Genomic DNA, 20,396 nt, shown 5'->3' on the forward strand with positions numbered 1-20,396 from the left:
TAATGCCAGTCAGTTAAGCTGACTGGCTTTTTTCTTTGTGGGGTATTTAGTCGGTCTTTTCCTCACAACTCTTGGGTAATACCTATCAGGCCGTTTGTCAGGTAATTTCATCATCCTTAACGATTCCATCAGGTATTCATAGTGAACGGGCAACTTGGTTACTGTTTCCGGTAAAGTGGTTAGGAAGAACACGATGATGTGTCTCATGCAGAGGCCGAAGCTAAGCCGCGATGGGGATAGCTCAGGCATATCTTTAACGGCATCCAGCATAATCATCCGAATCAGGTTGTAGGCCAGTAGTAGTCCCCAGAGCTCCTGTCGTACCATCTCAGGTTTCTTGCTACGAAGTGTTAGCTTGGCCTGATTTAGCGTCTGTTTCATTTCCCTGAACCCTAGCTCTATTTCCCAGCGTTGAACGTACACATCAACAACTTCTTCGTAGGGAAACTGCAATACATCGACCATTGAACTGAGCACATGGTAGCTTTTCCCGTCTACTTTGTAACTGGTTAGCCTCGCGTCGATGGTTTCTGGTAGACCATCAAATTTTTTCCGAGCCTGAGGCGAAGTCTTGAGAGTGATAACAGCATCATGTTCGCTTAGTCGGTGTTTTACTGTGTACTGTAGATCTTTACGGGCAGGGAGCATCCAGTGCGTATTAACGCCTTTAGTCATCCATAAGTACAATAACCCCAGCGAATAATATCCTCTGTCGAAAAGAGTCAGAGAGTTATTGGGAACCGAAGGAATAAGCCGCTGCGCAAGAGACATCTCCCCCACATCCCGACTGTCAAACTCACTGGCCAGTAGAAGGTGGCTGGAGGTTTCCATCAGACTACACATGCGTACCTGTGGATACGGATTATCGCCTTTAGCATTACGGTCACAACCGAATGCAGTAAGGTTCTCACCGGTATCCTGAGCACGAAACATCACGCCATCAACTGCTAACACATTTAAACCACACCACTGTTCAAAGGCAAAATCACCAAAGGCCCGTTGTGCCATCAGCTTAAAGACGTGACCGACAGCTTCATCACCTAGTCGTTGCCGAGCTTGAACTACCGCACTGGGGGCAACAAATCGATTTTTACCTGGTAATGAGATATCAAGTTTATTTGCGATGTCCCAGACAGGGTCATTACGAAAAAGACTCATACCCACGATAGTAAATACGACCGAATCCAGAGGTAACCGGCGACGTCTGATAGTTGCTACGCCCGATAGTGTATAGGCTTGCTGAAGAAGTTCAGGGTCGACAAAAGACATAAGCTTATCGACAGCCTTCAAGTCTTCCGCATGACTAAATGTTTCATCGAGGTTTGTGAGTAAAGACATAAAAAAATCCGATATCAGTTTCTGATATCGGATTTTGAAGCCTTTAAAAGATCGGTCAACCGATCATGAAAATATTCTTAACTGATCGGCATTACGTGCTAAGCACGGGTTTTCGAAGATAAAGTCCTAATACTACTCAGGACTTGCATTGTTGAATTACTCGTTTACCACACTTTTAAGTGGGTTAACTGGTTTTGCATTGTCATCAAGCAAGTTCATATCAAAGTCGAACTCATCAACACGAATCGCTTTTTCACGTTTTTTGTTGTAGTCAATCAGTTTTGCATACTCTTCTTCGTTAATAACACTTGCCACGAGTGCATTATCAAGTGTTTCTGCAAAACGAACGCCCGGTTTGATCGTTTTAGCACGCAGTGCTTTTTTAACTTTTGCAAGTAAATCAAGGCACGCCATTTTCGCTTTGTACGCTTGCTCATTGATGTAATGACCATCACCTTCAATTGGTTTAACCAAATGAGTGATTTGCGCTTTAAATGCGGTATCCATTTGTGCTTGAGTCGCAAGTTCACGGATTAAATCATCGCTGATTTTAGGCATTTTCATTGAGTAGTTCATCGTAATGAAACGCATAAACTTACGAGTACCGCTTGCAGGGAAGTTATCTAAAAACTTATGCAATGCTTCTTCTGCGCTTTGTAGTGCAAAGCGAGTCGCATAATGGAAATAAGGTGCGGCTTGCTCACGTTCACTGCTTGCTACTTTTTGCTCGTAGTATTTAATCGACGCCATCGCTGCGTATAAGAAACTCATTACGTCACCTAAACGTGCAGATAACATTTCTGCTTGTTTAAGCTTGCCGCCAAGTACTAATAATGAGAAGTCAGCGTAAACTGCAAGTTTTGCAGATAGTTTATGTGCTGCTTTTTCGTATTCACGTACTTCTGGTAATGACGATTTAGCACCCGCAGTAAACGGTAATACACCTAAGCGGAAAGCACGTAAACTGTTAGCTACGCTGTAGCCCACTGTTTTACGTAAGATGTTGTTGAATTCTTTATCTGCATTTTTGTCTTCGCTGTGGATAGACTCAACCATAGTTTGTAGATATGGGTGACAACGCATTACACCTTGACCAAAAATCATTAGATTACGAGTAAGAATGTTTGCACCTTCAACCGTGATTGCGATTGGTTGTGCAACATAACCACTTGCTAATGTGTTTTGTGGACCATTTTGAATCGCTTTACCCGCTTGAATATCCATTGCTGAATCAAGCACGTTACGACCAATTTCTGTCATATGGTATTTAGCAATTGCAGTGACTACAGATGGTTTTAAGCCCATGCCTAAACCTTCTGTTGTTAATACACGCATCGCTTCTTGAAGATACGTTTTACCTGCGATATCAGCGAGCTTTTCTTGAATGCCTTCGAATTGACCAATCGCAAGACCAAACTGCTCACGTACTGCTGCGTACTCAGAAGCACCTTTAAATGCAACTTGCGATGAGCTAACACCTAGTGCCGGTAACGAGATACCACGACCTGCACCTAAACAGCTAACCAGCATTTGCCAGCCACGACCGATATTCTTTTGACCACCAATGATGAAGTCCATTGGTACAAATACTTTTTCGCCGCGTGTCGTACCGTTATAAAAACGGATACCCATAGGATCATGACGATTTCCAAGTTCAACACCTGGGTGATCTTTAGGAATAAGCGCACAAGTAATACCTAGGTTTTCTTTGCCACCGAGTAAACCATCAGGGTCAACTACTTTGAATGCTAAACCTAGCACTGTCGCAATTGGCGCGAGTGTGATGTAGCGTTTGTCCCAAGTAATTTCTAAACCTAACACTTCTTCGCCATTGAACTGGCCACGTTTAACAACACCGATATCTGGAATGCCACCCGCATCTGAACCCGCTTCTGGGCTAGTTAGTGCGAAACATGGAATATCACGACCATTAGCAAGGCGTGGTAAGTAGTGATCTTGTTGCTCTTTAGTGCCAAAGTGCAGTAATAGCTCACCTGGGCCTAATGAATTAGGAACCATCACGGTTACCGCAACCGCAGAACTCTTTGTCGCGATAGTCGCAACGATTGTTGAGTTTGCGTAAGGGCTGAATTCTAAACCGCCGAATGATTTAGGAATGATAAGCGAGAAAAAGCGCTCTTTTTTCAAGAAATCAAGGATGTAATCAGGTAGATGAACACCGTTTTGAATTTCAGAATCATCAATCATTGATAATAATTCTTTCACTGGACCATCTAAGAATGCTTGCTCTTCAGCACTCAGCTTAGCAGCTGAAACATCACGAAGTGCATCGAAATCAGGTTTACCTTGGTAGATTGAACCTTCTAACCAAACATCACCCGCATCTAACGCTTCTTGTTCTGTAATTGAAATACTAGGTAATACTTTTTTTAATTTTGTACGTAAGCTCATAATAAACTCATCCGACCAGATAGTAATACCTACATTACGTCATAAATTGAACAATAGATCAATTGGTCCAACCAGTTTTTTTAACATTTTTTTATATTTAATTTTCTTAATGATGCTAAGCACTTGAATATATTAAACTTACACGTGTACGCTCAATTGGCATTTTTTATCCCGAAAATATTAACAACTAAAGTTCGAATACAAAAAAGCCCAACTAAAAAAGTTGGGCCGAAGGTTAGGTTTGCAGTTATAGCTAGAGTTCATCCTCAATCGGGAACAGCGATATAAACCAAACTTGAAAACGCCGCCATGATGAGGTTTGTGGTTCTTTTTCAAACTGTTTGTTGTTTACTGTATCAAGCCAAATTAGCTGGTCATCGTTTGGATTCTTCAATTCTACTTTCCAAGCGTAGTCTGGCATTTTTTTATCAACCCAGTGCGCTAAAAAATGACTGAGTTTTTCACTATTAATTAATACGCCCATTTCAGTATTTAGGTCAAAAGAGCGCGGATCGAGATTCATAGTACCAACGAAAATTTTCTTGTCATCGACCGTCATCGTTTTTGCATGAAGGCTGGCCTGTGATGAGCCTGTCACCTTGCGCCCTGCTTTGCGTTTAATAGCAACTAAGTCGCTAGGTTTTAATTCCCAAAGTTTAACGCCACCACGAATTAAATCTGCACGATACTTCTTGTAACCCGCATGCACAGCAGAAACATCAGTCGCTGCTAATGAGTTAGTCAGTACGGTAACATCTACCCCTTTTTTTACCCAACTGGTTAGCAACTCAACGCCCTGTTCTTTAGGGATAAAATATGGTGAGACTATAATTGCTTTATGCTCTGGTTGGCCCATCTCTTTGAATAAAGATGGCGACATATTAGCTGATTTTTCACTCACATCATTGAGCAGCTTATCAGGGTGGTCGAAGAATAAAGTCGACTCTTGCCAATCAAACTGGATCTCATCGTTTTGTAAACGCTTCACAAACTCACTTTCACGAAGTTGCTCTACATAGTTGCTGTCTTGGTTTTGCAAAACATAGGTTCGTAAGCTTTCTGTGATATTAACAAGAGATTGTTCATCACGACTACCATGCAAATCTTCAACGGGGTACGATAATTGATGATTCCAATATAAATCAAACGCTTTTGATGCTTTGGGTACAATGTCACCTGCGCTCATTACGTCTAAATCAATAAACTCTGAGTGATCTTCCGCGGAAAAATATGCATTACCAATATTTCTGCCGCCAGTAATAAAAACTTTATTATCAACAATAAAGCTTTTGTTATGCATTCGTCTTGAAAGCAGGCTGTAATTACTCACAAAACCCAATGCTCTAAAGCGGCGATTAGGAAACGGGTTAAACAATCTCACTTCGATATTGGGATGGACAGCCAACGCTGCTAAATCAATTTCACTATCGGCTTGAGATAAGTCATCAAGTAATAATCTTACTCTTACGCCGCGATCAGCCGCTTTGAGTAAAAAAGCGGTGAATAAAATTGTTGTTTGCTGCCTGTGATATAAATAATACTGCACATCAATGGTGTGCTCTGCAGAATCAATGAGCGCCAACCTTGCGACAAAGGCATCGACTCCATCTACTAAAGGATAAAACCCTGATAAACCAGGATGAACATTCCCCACTGCATCTCCTATTGTACTGGGTGTATCAGCTTTAATAGCATAACTTGGTTGGATAGACTCTCGAGAAGGTAATTGCGCACAGCCTGCCACTATCATAAAAAAAATTGCACAAAAAAGATATTTGGGAGAGTCAATTATCATGGCTTCCTACCCGTGACTGTGTGATACACACATTGCTTTGACATAACCCTAATAAATGAGGAGGTTAAAAGCAAATAAAACGCGTACGAAGTAATAAAGATAAGGCAGAAAGGTAAGAAAAATAGTTAAATAAACACGTTTAAGAGCAAGTAATTATGCTACTTGCTCTGTAATGTCTGCGATTTCAATGAGTTTACGGTTAAGAATCTTTTTACAGCAACCGCAACATTTACCACATTGGCTACCCACTTGTAGCTCTTTTGACAGATCGCGCATCGTCATTGCGCCATCATCAATAGTTTGTTCGATTTTTTTATCAGTCACACCATGGCATAAACAGATATACATGAATGCAAACCACTCTCATTTCTTTTGATGGTCAGCATATTAATCTAAACGGTAATAGTTCGCAATAGTGTTTTAGTGAAATTTGTATAACTTTCATACTGGAACTTCCTAAATGGCATACAGCTGAAAAATTTCTTCTTATATTTTGAGTGGTTAGTTGACGATGAGTAAAGAAAATTTTTTAACTTTTTTTGGATGGTTCAGTTCCTAAAGCTCAAGAAGAAGGATAATTCAGCATTCATTTGCTCATATTATGAGTAAATGTCTATTCAAGAACAAAAGGGAGGCATTAATAATTAGAAACATAAAATCTACCACGCCACTAGATAGTGGCGGCTGGAGCAAATTGCACTAGCGGTTGAAAGTAAATATGCAATTTACTCGAAGTTATTGCGTATGTAATAGCTTTTATATTGCAACAAACAGAGAAAGAATAAGACACTACCAATTTACGACCCTTACTTTTACATTTGTATAAAAGCTCGTTTAATGAACCCACATATTATTGACTACAGGAAAATCTTGAGTACCACCCCAAAATGATGTCGTACTGCGTCCAGAACAATGAAAACCTACACGCTTCCCTGAAGCGTATGCAAATAAATAAAGCGAGTGATAACATTTCATCTTTTGCTGTTGCTGTAGGTGGAATGCATACCCTGAAGGTAGAAGTACATTGTTCTAAATTAACTATGTCACCAATGATATAAATTTAGATAGCGCCACTTTCATGCACAAATACTCTTTCAATTAAAACGCCTTTATCGTTGTACTTAGCTTGTGTTTAGCTCTTAAAAAAAGCGCTAAACATAATAATAAACTTTTCATTAAAATATCCTTTTTTATTAAAAACCACTATTTACAAGTCACAAACATCTTAAACTTAAATATATTCATCTGGTAATTGGTATTTAGCCTTCAATCTAGCTATACACTCACGCGGCTCAAAGGCAAAATCACGACTCTGTTTTTTTATCGTTACATAATAAGCAATTAATTCACATGAAACTAAAGCTGAAGTTAAATCTTCATCATTCTTTAGTGATAAAGTTAACCTTGCGGTGGGTTTATAAATATAAGGTAAGTTTAAGTCTATTTTTACAGTTTCTGTTGTGAGCAGTAGCTCGCTAGCTATGGCAAATTCCGATTGATTATTCACAGCAATTACGCTTGCTCGCAACAGTGCAAAATCAAGGGCTTGGGTAGCACTAATATCACCATTGCCTTGGTATGTAATACGGTACTCACCATTAGCCAACACTTTATCGCTATAACCACCACGAAGGCCATCAGGTTGATATGAAACTGTATTACAGCCTGCTAAAAGCAAGCTGTAATACAACATAAATCCTAGATTTAGAATTTTATAAAGTTTCATCACACACTACGCTAGTAACATTTTTTCATCAAAGCCTTGTTCATGTAACTTGGCAACGAGCTGTTCAAGCACCTCATCTTTTTGAGGGGCTACAGGCTGCGTTAATAACAAAGAAGTAACATTACCAAACCCAGGATGCTCAAAATCAGGATTCTCAAGTCCATGCTGGGCTCTTAACGTTAACAGCATAAGTGCAGCATAAGGTGTAAATTGCCAATTCATATTATCGAACTCAAAAAACATCTTACTCGGTGGTGATGCAACCTGAGCGACTTGATCATCACATAACTGATTTAGATAAGCGGTAACTTTTGTTAAGTCAGTGCTATCCCAGTTATCTAAAATAGCTTGGTAAGCAAAGTCATCTACGATCGGTTTTAGGGTATTGCCACCTTTGACCTTATCAAACAACAGGATAATAAAGTCACCAATATGGCTTTTTGAGCGGTTTATCCAGTTTTTCATATAACCAGCTTGAAAAAGCTTATAAAAGTGGCTGGCATAATCATTGTTATATAATATTACAGAGACGCTGAGGTGGAATACGCTAGTAGGCGAAACTAAACCAACAGGCTCGCGAGAAAAACGAAGTAAAAAACGTTTTTTCCGAGAATACGTTATTATGTTTCCATAATAGCCATACTGTAAAAAAAACGCTAACTTATCTAAATCTAACTTACGCTTCTCTACAAAACTAGCTTGCGCATCCATTTCGTAATAATTACATGGAATTGACAATTCTGAATCTAACATCTCCCAATCAGAGATTGGTAATATTTCATTTTTTAAAGTGCCGCGTTGAGTATGCCCATACTGAATAAAAAAATATAATTCTTCAATGTTATTCAAATAAATATCTTTATATTTTCTTGGATTATTAATTGCCTGATTACGTTTTCGTAAAAACTTTTCTAGATTCTTATTCATTACTTTCCAGCCGGAGTTATTGAAATAGTTGCAGTACCTGTTTCACCAGGCTTTGGTACTTTTACTTTAGCTAAAACAGGTTTGAGTTTGTACCCCGAAAGATTTATTTTATCTCTTAACTCAGTCGCAAATTTTTTGGCTTCTGCTGATACAGGTTGGCCATTTAATGTACCATTTGCTACTTCTTCTATCCATCTTTTCCCACGAGCCTCTAAATTCAGCTTATCAGGATTCGGGAATGAATTACGAATAGATGATTTTACTTCTATAAGCCAAACCACACCATTTTTCTCATCAACTCCCAATAAGTCGGCACCATGATTTGACTTATTTTTTACTATATCTTTAAAGTCTAATCCCGTACTATCATCAAAGATTTGCTTAGCAATTTGTTCACCATAGTAACCATCATTTCTCTTAAATACATGGGAACCATCAACTTTTGCTAAAAATTCTAAATCCCCACTTAAGTCATTCAAATTAATTTTATCATTTATAGCTTTTTTAACAGTAATGGAGCCACTTGGAGCATCATTCTTGCCTGCATCAACATTATCTTTAATGTCTTTTAGCATTGCAGGTGAAATTGCATTATTTCGTTTTAACCAGTCAAGCAATTCATCAAAGGTTTTAAAACCTGGAATTACTTTTCCGATTGCGCCACCTGCTGCTTGCTCAATTAACCAATCTTCAAGTAGCTCTTGCCCTTTTACTGGGTCTGACTCCATTGTTGTATAAATGTCATACAACTCGTTAGCTGTTAGCGCAATGTCTATACCCTTTAATATGAGTAAGCCTAGTGGAATTAAAAAAAGCGCATTATTTTGTGCTGCATTCTCGGCCGTCATCGCAGCTAAATTCACATCACTATTCGCTAAGAAGGCCGCAGTCGCTCCACCTAATTTAGCTAAATCAACACCTGCTGCCGTAAGTTTCGCAACTTCTTTATTAATATAACTCTGCGCTGATTCAGAGTTGTAATAAGCTGCGATATCAGCGTTAGTATAGCCATACTCGTTTTTCAGTAACTCTACCAGAACTTGCTCACGCTGATAAAACTCATCCAACTTTTGAGCTTTATAAGCATCGGCAACTAATTCCCCTACAACAGCGCCACCGGCCCCTGTTAAACAACTTTCGTCACCACCTCCGATTGCACTTCCAGCCTCATTTGATACTAAGCCAAGAACACAGCCAGCCCCAGCATGTGATAGATACCTAACAATATTAGAAATATCTTGATTTTTATAAGATTCACCTATTGAGGATGATAAGTATTCGCCAACAGCATTAATGCCAGCTTGTTTTAGTGATGCTTGGAAAGTGTCAGTAAATTCACCAAAATTGCCTCCATTAATGACCGTTGAAATACCAGCACTAACCGTCGAATTAATCACGGCTTGCGTGGCTTGATTACCCACTGAAATTAGCGTATCAGTACTCATTATTGGCGCATTTGGGTTAACTTCGCCAAAAAACTCTATACTACCAACTTCACTTAAAACCCCTGCGGTTGCCATAGATGTAGCTACAGCTCTTATTGTATCTGAGCGGTGCATTGCTTTAATGGTTTCTTCTACACCATTACCATTCGCTAAACTTGTTGCCGCTTGAGTAGCAAGTGTCAGTGCACCTGCTTGCATTGCAGCACCATTTACAAATCCTACTGCACCAATTGAACCACTGCCACCAATTAAACCTGCACCTGCTGGCCCCATCGCAACAGAAACTGCAATTGCAATAATCGCCATTGCTGCAGGGCTTAAGCTACTCGTTTTATCATGCTTATGAATGTCTTCTAGCTTGCTGTAAACCACATCAAGCATGCTAGTACATTGATTAAATGCAGGATCGTTTTGCATGGCGCGATAAGCAAAGTCAGAATAACCCTCTGGAGTTTGAGGTAATGCTGGAGTTGGGCACTTATATTGCGGGTCGTTATAGATATCTGCCATCCAACTCAAGCTTTCTGATTTAGAAAACTCGTTAATTACGTCAGTAACAGACTCTCCATCGTATTGACCTAGTTCAAGAGTAATACCCTGAGTAGCCTGAACTTTTACGCCGCCAATAATTTCGTTATACACGGCTGTGTCGGTGGTGTCTTGGATGGTTTCGGTTTTTATTTTCCAAAACCCTTTTTTCACTTTATTGTAAAAGTAATGGTCTTGCTCTTTAGCGAGCAATAAATTAACACGACCATTTCGGGCGTTTATCTCAGTACCAGTTCCTGATTTGATATCTGCCGCTTGTAAGGTAATATCACCAAATTCCGTGGCTATCATTACCCCTCTGCCAGCTTCTAACGCTGCACGAATAGCAATGGTTTCAAACTCTTGTTCTTGTTCTGTGGTTCTTCCCCATTTTTTGTAACGCTGACTCTGGAATTGGTTAAATGCATTAGCAATATATACACCATTCGCTGCTAATATCTCTATTACTCCTTGATCGGCATAAAGCTCAGCAGCGTTTAACTCAATCGCCCCTGACGCCATCAGGTAGATACTATCTTGAGCACTTAACTTAGTGGTTAGATGCTCAACTTCGCTAATTTCACTGTCATACCCACCCACCGGTTGGTTATTAACATAGCTGGTTTGCTGCGATTTAAGGATAATATTACCATCGGCCTTTAAGCCAATCGTATTGCCAGAAATAGCCCCACCTTCAACTACAATATCGCCGTAACTACGGATACGAATATTACCGTTAGCATCAACAGACGCTATTTCACCTAATCGAGTGCCTTGTTCGTAACGAGTTGCATAACGATGCACAACTGTTTTTTGCTGGTATTGGCCTGCAATAATATCTACATTTTGATTAGCCGATAAACGACCTGACAAATTCTGTAAGGTTCCACCAACAAATAAATTTAAATCCCCATCGGCCTTTATTTCTGCGCTAGGGTTAACCGTTAAATTTTCAGCTGTTTTTATAAAAGTATCACGCTGGGTTTTTAAGGTGCCGCTATTTATCGTAATACTATTGAACTCAGCAACTGAGCCTCCAAATTCAGCAACATGACCATTTATAGATAACTTATCGATAGTAGCTTGTGTGAACTGAACAACAGGAACGAGTACAGACTCACCATTGATTGTTCTGAGCTCAGGCCAAATAAAATTTTTGTTAAAAGTTGATACTTGTGAAGCGGTTACTTTATCGCCAAATTTTGTATTAGTAGTCCCTGCAAAGTCATAAGCATTATTATAAAGCGCATTAATCTGCTGAACTTCGGAGGTATAACTATCGCTGATTAATGTGCGGTTTAAGCTGGCGTAAATTTGTGAACGGATCATTCTTGACTGAACAAACCTGTCGCCTACTCTTTTTTTCAACTCGTAATGAGGGAAAATAATCGTAATGCCGTTATTTAAAATAGGTATATATTGTGGAGCCTGTAAACCGTATTTTTTATGATCAATAAGCTTCTTGTAGAATGTCTCAATAGTTTGAACTTGAGTACTTTCAGGTTGTTCTACAATATACTCTGATTTTTTGAACTGAGAGTCAGTATTATACACTCGTTGAAACGCTGAAGAATTATTTAATTCTTGTGCTGCCTGAGCCTCATCAAAAAGTACAAAAGCATGCGCTAAAGAAGGCAAACTCACCTGACCTATCAACATTAAAATGTTCAGGTAGCCAACAGCTTTTTGCCATAAAGGAACTTTTTTTTCTGGATTAAAATTATTCTTTTTCATGTTAGTCCTTTAATTACATGCCGAATCAGGCAAACAAGCCATAACCGTAGATAAAAGAGTAGTTTCGGTAAATCTGAATGTATAATTTTGATACCCTGAGCCCGCACCTGGTGTAACTACTTTCCCAGCTTGAATATAACTTATTGTTATTGTCTTATAGTCGCTAGATAACGCATATGACATAAAGCTCATTCTTTCTACAGTTAAGAAAATATCTGGGTAAACGTTATTGGGGTCACTTTTCATTGGGAGAGTTTTTACAAATTTAGTTGCCGCCTGTTTGATTTGAGCATAGCTATAACCAGTATTTCCAACTTCGTTATCTTCAGTTGCTGCCTCCAGTAACGAAGATATAGATTTCCTGAAAGATCCAAACGCGCAGTTATCAACATATCTGCCGATATAGGGGATAAACCTCTGACCATCACATTCTTTGTATGTACCAGTTAAAATATCTCCCTCAATTTTGATATTGGTTACTTCTCCATACCTGTTTTCAGACGTGTTATAAATAAATTGTGAGAGATATTCGTTAATAACTTCTTGAGTTCTAACTTCGAGAACGTTCAAGCTATCTTGGTAATAATTACTTTCAGAAACAATATCCTGATTTAAGCCATAAACATTACCTTGCAAAGAGAATAAAGTTTCAGCTTCTGCGTGGCTAGTAACAACATTCGAAGCACAATTCCCCCACATCATACAACTTCTAATTTTCACAACACTTGATTCTGATAATACCTTTGTTAATTCCAAACCGACTGTTTTCAACTCAAGTTGATGGAAATGGCTATCCCCAAAGATTTCGACATATGAAAAAGCATTTATGAATTCTTCATCTTCGTTGATAGAGTTGCCGTCACTAACTTTCAGCTTTCCATAACTATAAATACGGCCTGGAGGAGAATAAGCAATAACCTTTGTTTCAGAACCTACTGTTGCCTCATTATACTTACCTGTATTGATTGAGTCGTAAGTTAATTGAGAAACAATAAAGCTATCAGCTTCTAATCTATAGCGCTCATTATAAAACTTAGGAGTATTAACTTCAAAATCACCTCGCTGCTCCAACCCCAAAATAGCTGATGAGTTTCGAATATAATTACTGGCTTTTAGACCTAAATAATTTTCAGCGATTAATGATACTTGATTAGCGAAAGTCGTATTAACACGTATACCAGAGTCCCAAGACTCTGAACTACCTTTCTTTAAATTATATGGATTAATATTTTCAATTGCATTAGCGCTAACTCTAATTTCATTAGCATGAATATTTGCCGCTAAATTAGATTGAACTGTTCCTGACTCCGTGTAAAAATTATATAGTCCATGTTTTGTAGAAGTCATATCTAAAACAGGTGTTTCTATAGCTAGTTTGCTTGGTCGATATAGTTTGTTTGTTCTTGAACCATTTACAAAAATACCATCATCAATCTTTATGGAGAGTAAACCAACTAATATTTCACCACCGAAACTATTGTAAACATCACCTGCTGATTCAACATCTAATTTAGCTCCACGAATAGACCCTGAGTTAATAAACTTGGAACCATTAATGCCCATTATGTCTGCTTCAATTAAGCCATAATTAGATACAACACCTTTTGTTAAGGATTTAAAGGCTTGCCCCATAACACGAGCGGAATTATGAAAAGTTTGATTTGAAATACTCTTAGTGGTAATTATATTATCTGAATACAACTTCCCTTTTACAGTAACAGCAGCTGAAGGATGTTTAGCAACCTGAATAAATATCCCCTCTGATGGGGCATAGAAGCTACCTTGGCGAGTACTTGTAGCGAGCAAGTCAGACATTGTATTTAATTCTGTATTGATAGGGATTTCAACATTTTTTGCAGATACAATACCTATACTTGCTGCTTTAAAAGTACCTTGAGGGCTAAAGGTACCGGTACTTGTATTTACACTAATAATATCTAAGTCACTATATTTAATTCTAAAACTACCAGAATAAAGGTTTATCCCTCCTGCACCAGCAACTAAATTTCCCTGATTCGAAATAATATAGCCGCCTTCGGGGTGTGCTACTGCATTTAGATTTAAGTCAATAACACCTGCAGTATTTATTGAGTCGGAAAAAACCTCTAAAGATTGAATTCCAGGGGCTTTTAGGTTATTCAATGATATTATGCTACCTGAGCGAACATCTATAATGTCACTTGAAAAAGTGCCATTAACAAAAGTGAGTCGCCCAATATTTTCAAAGCTACAGCCATTACATGAAAAATTATTTGATGTTGATATAAATATTATATCAATGGGTTTACCAATTACTTTAATTACATTATTAAAACTAAATGACTGAGAGCGAATTGAAAGTTTCTCAATTAAGCTATCCGCTGGTATATAAATATATAACGCTTTAGAATCAACGATGAATGAATTAAATGAGATTGATACATCACTTAAACTTGATGAAGCTAAAGCCAAAGTATCAAAGTTAGACTCTGACTGAGATGTTACAGAGAACAAGTCCGATTCGGGGAAATTGTAACTTGCTATTTGTACATCCCAGAAAATAGCAGTTGACGCAGAGGTATAATTCGACTTAACACTGACAAAAATAGCAATCACTACAAAACAAAAAGTAGTTAATCTCACAACTTATATTCCTTTAAATTTAGTTAACTAGTTCAATTCTTTTCAATGTTTCAAGTTCATTAAAAACATTACAACTACCAGTTCCTACAAATATTAGCTTTTCATTGGTCGCTTGTGCTTTTACTAGAAAGCTCAACATAGCCTTACTGACTTGGTTATTTTCTAAAGTAAATATAAAGTCCCACCTCGAATTTTTATGGCAAGCTGCGCTACTAACTTCTTTTGTATTTATATCAATGAAAACTTTGTCACCTAAGTCTTTGTCCATCATAATGGTAGAAATATTAGCTAGTCTTCCTTCGGCTGCATAAACACTGCAAAAATTCAACGCCAATAACGTTAAAGAAATTACTTTTATAAGTTTCATGGTTTCCCTTTCAAATTAATAGTGTTGGTCTAAGTGATTGTATTATGTTTGAGTATGAAGCGAATTTTTCCGTATTGCTTTGAATATTTCCCATGAAGCATAGCTTTCTAATTTGTTAATTTAACAAAAAGCAGAGGTTTCGTTACTGTCCAGAACAATAATTATATTGGAAGATATAGAAGTATGTGGAATAACAGTAAAGCAGTAAATAACTCGAGGCTTTCAAACGCAGTCTTAACTTTGACTTAATGGTAACACTAAACAAAGAAGTAGTTAATAGATAATTTTTCGCGCATAGTAAATTGTATTCACTGAGGAGTTTCGACTTTTTCACTTTTCCACTTTTTTAAAACCAACACAACAATTCGTTGCTAACAATTTATAAACCTTTTGTGATCGCTTTTTAAACACCTGTCGTAAGCCTTATTGAAATGGACACGTCGTACCGTCCGAACATACTTAGATATAAGGAAGAACGATGAAATACATACTCTTGGTAAGCAGCTTACTCCTAGTCACTGCTTGTAGTGATGATGACGACGATAATGAAGTGATTACCCCTCCCCCAGTACAAGAATTCAGTCCCAGCCAAACCTACTCTGTCACTTTGAGCGGCAAGCAAGAAGTACCAATGAATAACTCAATGCAAACCGCCACAGCAACCGTAGAGCTTGATGAAAGTTTAATGCAATTTCGTGCAACGCTAGATGCAAGCTCAGTAGAAGGGTTTAGTGCTGCGCACATTCATGATGGTGATTTGGGTGAGAATGGCGACGTTGCATTCGCTTTTGAAGCAACAAGTGAAGGTATGTATGAAGTGGCTATTACCGACCTTGATGAAAGCTCGATCGCTGATTTAATGGACGGGGATTGGTATATCAACCTCCACACTGAAGCATTTGCAGACGGCGAGCTCCGCGCACAAATAGTGCCAGATACAACGAGCATCATCACTTTCGCCTTAAATGGTAATCAGCAAGTTCCTATGAACGACACCGATGCGATGGGTTACGGTTACGCATCTTACGATAGTGCAAGTACAGAACTTAAACTTCGCGCAGTCACTATGGGTGTAGATGATGCAACAGCAGCGCACATCCACACAGGCAAATTAGGTTCAAATGGTGATGTGTTTGTGGTTTTAGAGCAAGACGATGAAATCATGACTGATTGGGTTGCGCCTGAGGGAACCACCATTGACAGTGATACCCTTGCGGTGCTCTTAGATGGTGGACATTATGTGAACATTCACACCCCTGAATTTGCGAATGGCGAAATTCGCGGACAAATCCTGACGGATAACTACGCAGTGGCAACATTTGATCTTAGTGGTAAGCAAGAAGTGCCTATGGTAAACACCATGGCCAGTGGTGATGGCTACGCATTAGTAGACACAACTGACTACAGCGTAGAACTCACGGTTGTTACTTCAAACTTAGACGATGCAACTGCAGCACATATCCACACAGGTCGAATTGGCACTAATGGTGATGTACTCGTCGCTCTTGAACAATCAATGGGTGACAGTAACGTTTGGATGACTCCTGCAAATACCATGATAAATGCTGACATTTTTGCGGTGCTTGCTTCTGGTGGTCATTATGTAAATGTTCATACACCTGCTAATGCTGGCGGAGAACTACGAGGCCAAATACTTACCAACAACTTCGCGTTCACAAGCTTTACACTCAATGGTGAGCAAGAAGTACCTGCTGTTACCACCAATGCTAGTGGTGAAGCGTATGCTCTTATTAATATGAATAATTACGACCTCGAGCTTCGTGTAAACACAACAGGTGTAGATGACGCAACAGGCGCTCATATTCACACAGGTCGAATTGGCACTAATGGTGATGTACTTGTTGCACTTGAGCAGTCAACAACTGATGCCGGCACCTGGGTAACACCTGCCAATACAATGATAAACGCAGATATTTTTGCGGTACTTGCATCAGGTGGTCATTATGTAAATGTTCATACACCTGCTAATACAAGTGGTGAAATCAGAGGCCAAATTCTGACAGATAATTATCAATTAGTGACTTTCCCATTAACTGGCATGCAAGAAGTACCCGCAGTCGATACCATGGCGTCAGGCAGTGGTTATGCACTAGTCAATACGGATAATTACCACTTAGAGTTAAGAGCATTAACAGAGGGCGTAAGTGATGCAACTGCTGCGCACATCCACACTGGCCGCATTGGTATGAACGGTGATGTACTTGCGGCGTTAGAACAGTCAAGCGATAACATTAACCTATGGCAAACACCTGAAAACACCTTGATAGATGCAGATACTTTTGCAGTACTTTCATCAGGTGGCCACTACGTTAATGTGCACACGCCGGCTAATCCTAGCGGTGAGCTACGTGGGCAAATTTTAACTGATAACTATGTATTTGTGACCTTCCCGCTAAGCGGCGCACAAGAAGTACCAAGTGTTGTGACAAGCGCATCAGGTGATGGCTATGCATTAGTGAACACCCATGATTACAGTGTTGAACTACAAGTACTCACCTCAGGTGTGAGCGACGCCAGCGCAGCGCATATTCATACCGGTGTGACAGGTGAAAATGGCCCGGTATTGGTTGGCCTTGTGCAAGATAGCGATGATATTAATCGCTGGATGAGCAACGCTGGCTTGATGATTGATGCCGACACCTTTTCAGTACTCGCCTCTGGCGGTCATTATGTAAATGTACATACACCTGCTAACCCGAGTGGGGAAATTAGAGGCCAGATCCAGTAATCTATTCCTAATCCTGCTAATCCTAGTTGTTCTGAGGCCAATGTGATTTTGGCCTCTTTTTTTGTATCTGTTTGCTTAAAAGTTAAACTTAACCAATCTTACAATAACACCCTTTGGCATTAGAATTAACGAACTGACTATTAAAACCAGCGCGTAAATTTTTAATTACCAACTCAACAAAACCGTTCTGACTCGAGCATGCTAAGCCTTTTGATAATGGCCCTGCATATGCCAACTCTTGATTATCTGAAATAAGTACCGCAGCCGGTTGCGCGGGTATAAGTGAAGACAAAGCCATACTCGGGGCTAGTTTTACTACTTTCACTCCCTGCTCGATAGCGTAGTCTGTTAAGCTCTGAATGTGCGCTTGTGAGCGCGCGGAACAGACACAGGTGTTTTCATCCACAATATACAAAGTATCGCCTTCGACTGCATTAAGCCCAACGGTATTTTGAAACAATGACAGCCAGTTTGGTTGCGACAGCGTGTTATCGGGGTCAAATGTTTCTGTTTGCTGGGTGTAAGCAAAAACTAAAGTAGCAAGCACAGTAACAACCCATAAAAGGGTCGCCACTGTTGATCTTATGCTATTTGAATTTAGCAATACCCTGCTCCAGCACATCAATACTGACATCAATTAACTGCACACGATCGGTTAGCTTTTCAATCATATGGTTATCATTGTCTTGATTAGCAATTAAGGCTTGTGAGTTCTCGGCAATTGCACGGGTGTTACCCGCTTGGTTTTGCACTACATGCGCAACCGATTGTGAGCTAGTGGCAGCACTATTTACTTGCTCCGTCATTTCAGTGATTTGTTGCTTCATTTGTGTGCTAATTGCCGATAGTTGCTCAATCAGAGTGATACTCCCTTGCATTGACTGAGTCGATGAAGCACTATTTTGCATCAAACTTTCAAGGGTTGTCGTTATTTTATCTGTGGTGTGTTTACTACGCGTTGCAAGGTTTCTAACTTCATCTGCGACCACAGCAAAACCGCGCCCCTGCTCACCGGCACGAGCCGCTTCAATAGCCGCGTTTAAAGCAAGGAGGTTGGTTTGCTCAGCAATCGATGAAATCTCATTCAGTAAGTCTGAGATATGGCTACATGCACATACTAATAGTGCAATATTTTGATCTGCCTCTTTAAGGTTACTAGCAAGCTCAGCGGTTTTGTTGTCTGTATTCGCCACCTCATTTAATGCCTCGCTCGCACTTAAATGAAGCTTTTCAAACTGGGTTTGTAGTTCATTACTTTCTTGCTCAACATGGGCAAAGCCTTCAGCAACGCGCTCACCTGATTGTGCAATATCAGCCGATAACTGCTCTCGGTGCTGTGCTTGTTGGTGCAGTTCATCATGTACTTCAAGCAATTGTTTAGACAGATTTTTTAAAACACTACTTTGACTTTGTACATCACCAATTACACTTGAAACAAAACCAAGAAGACGATTGAAGCCCGCCACCGCTTCACTGTGACTCTCATCGGCTCTTAGACTAATATTAATACTGTTTTCATCCGCCATAATTTGCTCTGTAGTATTACTTAACGAGAGCCCTGCACTGCGTTCACGGTGCAATGTTTTAGCGATGTAGCCCGCAACAATAGCTTCAACAATGGCATATACAGCATGGATAAGTACGGTACTAAAATACAATCTGTCAGGGTCAAAAACATATAAACCCATTTCATTGATTTGTAAAAAATAAAAACTTAAATGATGAACGGCAACAAACGCAAGTGCAGTAATAAACACTCGCCACTCAACAAACATGATTAGCACAGCCATCAATATAAAAATTTCAAAGTGAACTTCAATAAGTCCATAGCTTTGTTGGATGTGTAAAAACGAAAACATCATGCAGCCAGCTGCAACCACATGAGCGGTCAATTTACTACTTGGGAAGCGGTACAGCATCCAAAGCGGCAAAGACAGCAAAAGTAAGCCTGTGACCACACCGGTTAACAAGGTTGAGTAGATAAACCCTAATACCAAAGACTCTACAAATAAAAGAAGAAACAAATAGGTAAAAAGGCGGCGCACACTTGTCATAGTTAAAGCCTTAATTATTAAATTATTTACAAAAATACAATTAACCGAGCCTATACGGTTTGATGCGTATCATGGTTCACTTTATTAATGGCAATAATGCTCTAAATTGTTCAGTTCCTGCTTTTTCTAACCATTGAAATAACACACTTTCGGTACAGGTTATTATAGCTCCAGCCTGCGTAAGTTGCTTTGTTGCTATGTTTTTATGATGTGAGTTGCGCGATGCAATAGCGTCATCCACAATGAATAATTTAAAATCGGCAGTTAATAAATCTAAACACGTTTGTAAAACACAAACATGCGCTTCTGTTCCTGCAACAACAATTTGGGGACGATTAAAGCGCGATAGCGACTCTATAAAGTTTGGCTCTAAACAGGCACTAAAATGTATTTTTTCTATATTACAGCTTGTTGCCATAAAGTGGGCAAGCGATGGGTCGGTTGCACCCAGTTTTTCAGGATTTTGCTCCGTAAAAACCACTGGAATATCAAAAAGAGATGCCCCTTTTAAAAGCTTTTCGGTATTATTAACAACCTCTGCAAACTCGCTAATAACAGGAGAAAGCCCTGCTTGTTCATCAATGATAAGTAAAATCGTTTGCGTTTTTTGACATATAAATGGATGACGCATAAAAGGCCTTGGGTCATTTTTAATTAATGTATTTATAGCACATAGATACATTTGTGTGCCTTAATTAA

13 protein-coding genes are annotated in these 20,396 nt (G+C 39.3%); 1 reads left to right on the top strand and 12 read right to left on the bottom strand.

Features of this window, described 5'->3' with window-relative positions:
• Positions 1-9: 9 nt before the first annotated feature.
• From PAARA_RS02740 to PAARA_RS02780, 9 genes are all read right to left on the bottom strand, one after another.
• On the bottom strand, positions 10-1,338 hold the full coding sequence (locus tag PAARA_RS02740; RefSeq protein ID WP_062567086.1) for an IS4 family transposase: 1,329 nt from the start codon (positions 1,336-1,338) through the stop codon (positions 10-12).
• 156 nt (positions 1,339-1,494) lie between these two features.
• A complete protein-coding gene (locus PAARA_RS02745) occupies positions 1,495-3,750 on the bottom strand; it encodes an acyl-CoA dehydrogenase (protein WP_062567553.1) in 2,256 nt (751 codons plus the stop codon).
• A gap of 253 nt (positions 3,751-4,003) precedes the next feature.
• Positions 4,004-5,545, bottom strand: a complete 1,542-nt coding sequence (locus PAARA_RS02750) for a phospholipase D family protein (protein ID WP_062567554.1) — start codon at positions 5,543-5,545, stop codon at positions 4,004-4,006.
• 153 nt (positions 5,546-5,698) lie between these two features.
• The gene (locus PAARA_RS02755) at positions 5,699-5,893 is read right to left on the bottom strand and encodes a (2Fe-2S)-binding protein (RefSeq protein ID WP_054554573.1); all 195 of its coding nucleotides are present in this window, start codon (positions 5,891-5,893) and stop codon (positions 5,699-5,701) included.
• A gap of 883 nt (positions 5,894-6,776) precedes the next feature.
• Positions 6,777-7,271 (bottom strand): CC0125/CC1285 family lipoprotein, encoded by a 495-nt coding sequence (locus PAARA_RS02760; RefSeq protein WP_157066159.1) that lies wholly within the window; start codon positions 7,269-7,271, stop codon positions 6,777-6,779.
• Between the two features lie 6 nt (positions 7,272-7,277).
• Positions 7,278-8,198 carry a hypothetical protein gene (locus PAARA_RS02765; protein WP_062567556.1) on the bottom strand — a complete coding sequence of 307 codons (921 nt, stop codon included), beginning with the start codon at positions 8,196-8,198 and terminating at the stop codon, positions 7,278-7,280.
• On the bottom strand, positions 8,198-11,905 hold the full coding sequence (locus PAARA_RS02770; RefSeq protein WP_062567557.1) for a DUF637 domain-containing protein: 3,708 nt from the start codon (positions 11,903-11,905) through the stop codon (positions 8,198-8,200). The genes PAARA_RS02765 and PAARA_RS02770 overlap by 1 nt, the downstream gene beginning before the upstream one ends.
• Positions 11,906-11,914: 9 nt before the next feature.
• Complete coding sequence (locus PAARA_RS02775) at positions 11,915-14,527, bottom strand: hypothetical protein (RefSeq protein WP_062567558.1); 2,613 nt, start codon at positions 14,525-14,527, stop codon at positions 11,915-11,917.
• 19 nt (positions 14,528-14,546) lie between these two features.
• Entirely contained in the window at positions 14,547-14,894 is a 348-nt protein-coding gene (locus PAARA_RS02780) for a hypothetical protein (protein ID WP_062567559.1), read from the bottom strand.
• Positions 14,895-15,372: 478 nt separating this feature from the next.
• Between PAARA_RS02780 and PAARA_RS20335 the strand changes: the two genes are divergently transcribed.
• Positions 15,373-17,643: a CHRD domain-containing protein gene (locus PAARA_RS20335; RefSeq protein WP_083515239.1), complete on the top strand. Its 2,271-nt coding sequence runs from the start codon at positions 15,373-15,375 to the stop codon at positions 17,641-17,643.
• 88 nt (positions 17,644-17,731) lie between these two features.
• On the opposite strand, the gene PAARA_RS02790 is transcribed toward PAARA_RS20335, so the two are convergent.
• The 3 genes from PAARA_RS02790 to PAARA_RS02800 form a co-directional block, all read right to left on the bottom strand.
• On the bottom strand, positions 17,732-18,217 hold the full coding sequence (locus PAARA_RS02790; RefSeq protein WP_062567560.1) for a DUF6436 domain-containing protein: 486 nt from the start codon (positions 18,215-18,217) through the stop codon (positions 17,732-17,734).
• Between the two features lie 13 nt (positions 18,218-18,230).
• Entirely contained in the window at positions 18,231-19,697 is a 1,467-nt protein-coding gene (locus PAARA_RS02795; RefSeq protein WP_062567561.1) for a methyl-accepting chemotaxis protein, read from the bottom strand.
• A 76-nt stretch (positions 19,698-19,773) separates the two neighbouring features.
• Complete coding sequence (locus tag PAARA_RS02800) at positions 19,774-20,328, bottom strand: isochorismatase family protein (protein ID WP_167346329.1); 555 nt, start codon at positions 20,326-20,328, stop codon at positions 19,774-19,776.
• Positions 20,329-20,396: the final 68 nt, after the last annotated feature.

Source organism: Pseudoalteromonas arabiensis (assembly GCF_001550155.1).
In the GTDB taxonomy this organism is placed as follows: Bacteria; Pseudomonadota; Gammaproteobacteria; order Enterobacterales; family Alteromonadaceae; genus Pseudoalteromonas; species Pseudoalteromonas arabiensis.

Excerpts from the sequence above, each read along its gene's own strand:
- PAARA_RS02740 (WP_062567086.1), bottom strand. The coding sequence starts at position 1,338 with ATGTCTTTACTCACAAACCTCGATGAAACATTTAGTCATGCGGAAGAC.
- PAARA_RS02745 (WP_062567553.1), bottom strand. The coding sequence starts at position 3,750 with ATGAGCTTACGTACAAAATTAAAAAAAGTATTACCTAGTATTTCAATT.
- PAARA_RS02750 (WP_062567554.1), bottom strand. The coding sequence starts at position 5,545 with ATGATAATTGACTCTCCCAAATATCTTTTTTGTGCAATTTTTTTTATG.
- PAARA_RS02755 (WP_054554573.1), bottom strand. The coding sequence starts at position 5,893 with ATGTATATCTGTTTATGCCATGGTGTGACTGATAAAAAAATCGAACAA.
- PAARA_RS02760 (WP_157066159.1), bottom strand. The coding sequence starts at position 7,271 with ATGAAACTTTATAAAATTCTAAATCTAGGATTTATGTTGTATTACAGC.
- PAARA_RS02765 (WP_062567556.1), bottom strand. The coding sequence starts at position 8,198 with ATGAATAAGAATCTAGAAAAGTTTTTACGAAAACGTAATCAGGCAATT.
- PAARA_RS02770 (WP_062567557.1), bottom strand. The coding sequence starts at position 11,905 with ATGAAAAAGAATAATTTTAATCCAGAAAAAAAAGTTCCTTTATGGCAA.
- PAARA_RS02780 (WP_062567559.1), bottom strand. The coding sequence starts at position 14,894 with ATGAAACTTATAAAAGTAATTTCTTTAACGTTATTGGCGTTGAATTTT.
- PAARA_RS20335 (WP_083515239.1), top strand. The coding sequence starts at position 15,373 with ATGAAATACATACTCTTGGTAAGCAGCTTACTCCTAGTCACTGCTTGT.
- PAARA_RS02795 (WP_062567561.1), bottom strand. The coding sequence starts at position 19,697 with ATGACAAGTGTGCGCCGCCTTTTTACCTATTTGTTTCTTCTTTTATTT.
- PAARA_RS02800 (WP_167346329.1), bottom strand. The coding sequence starts at position 20,328 with ATGCGTCATCCATTTATATGTCAAAAAACGCAAACGATTTTACTTATC.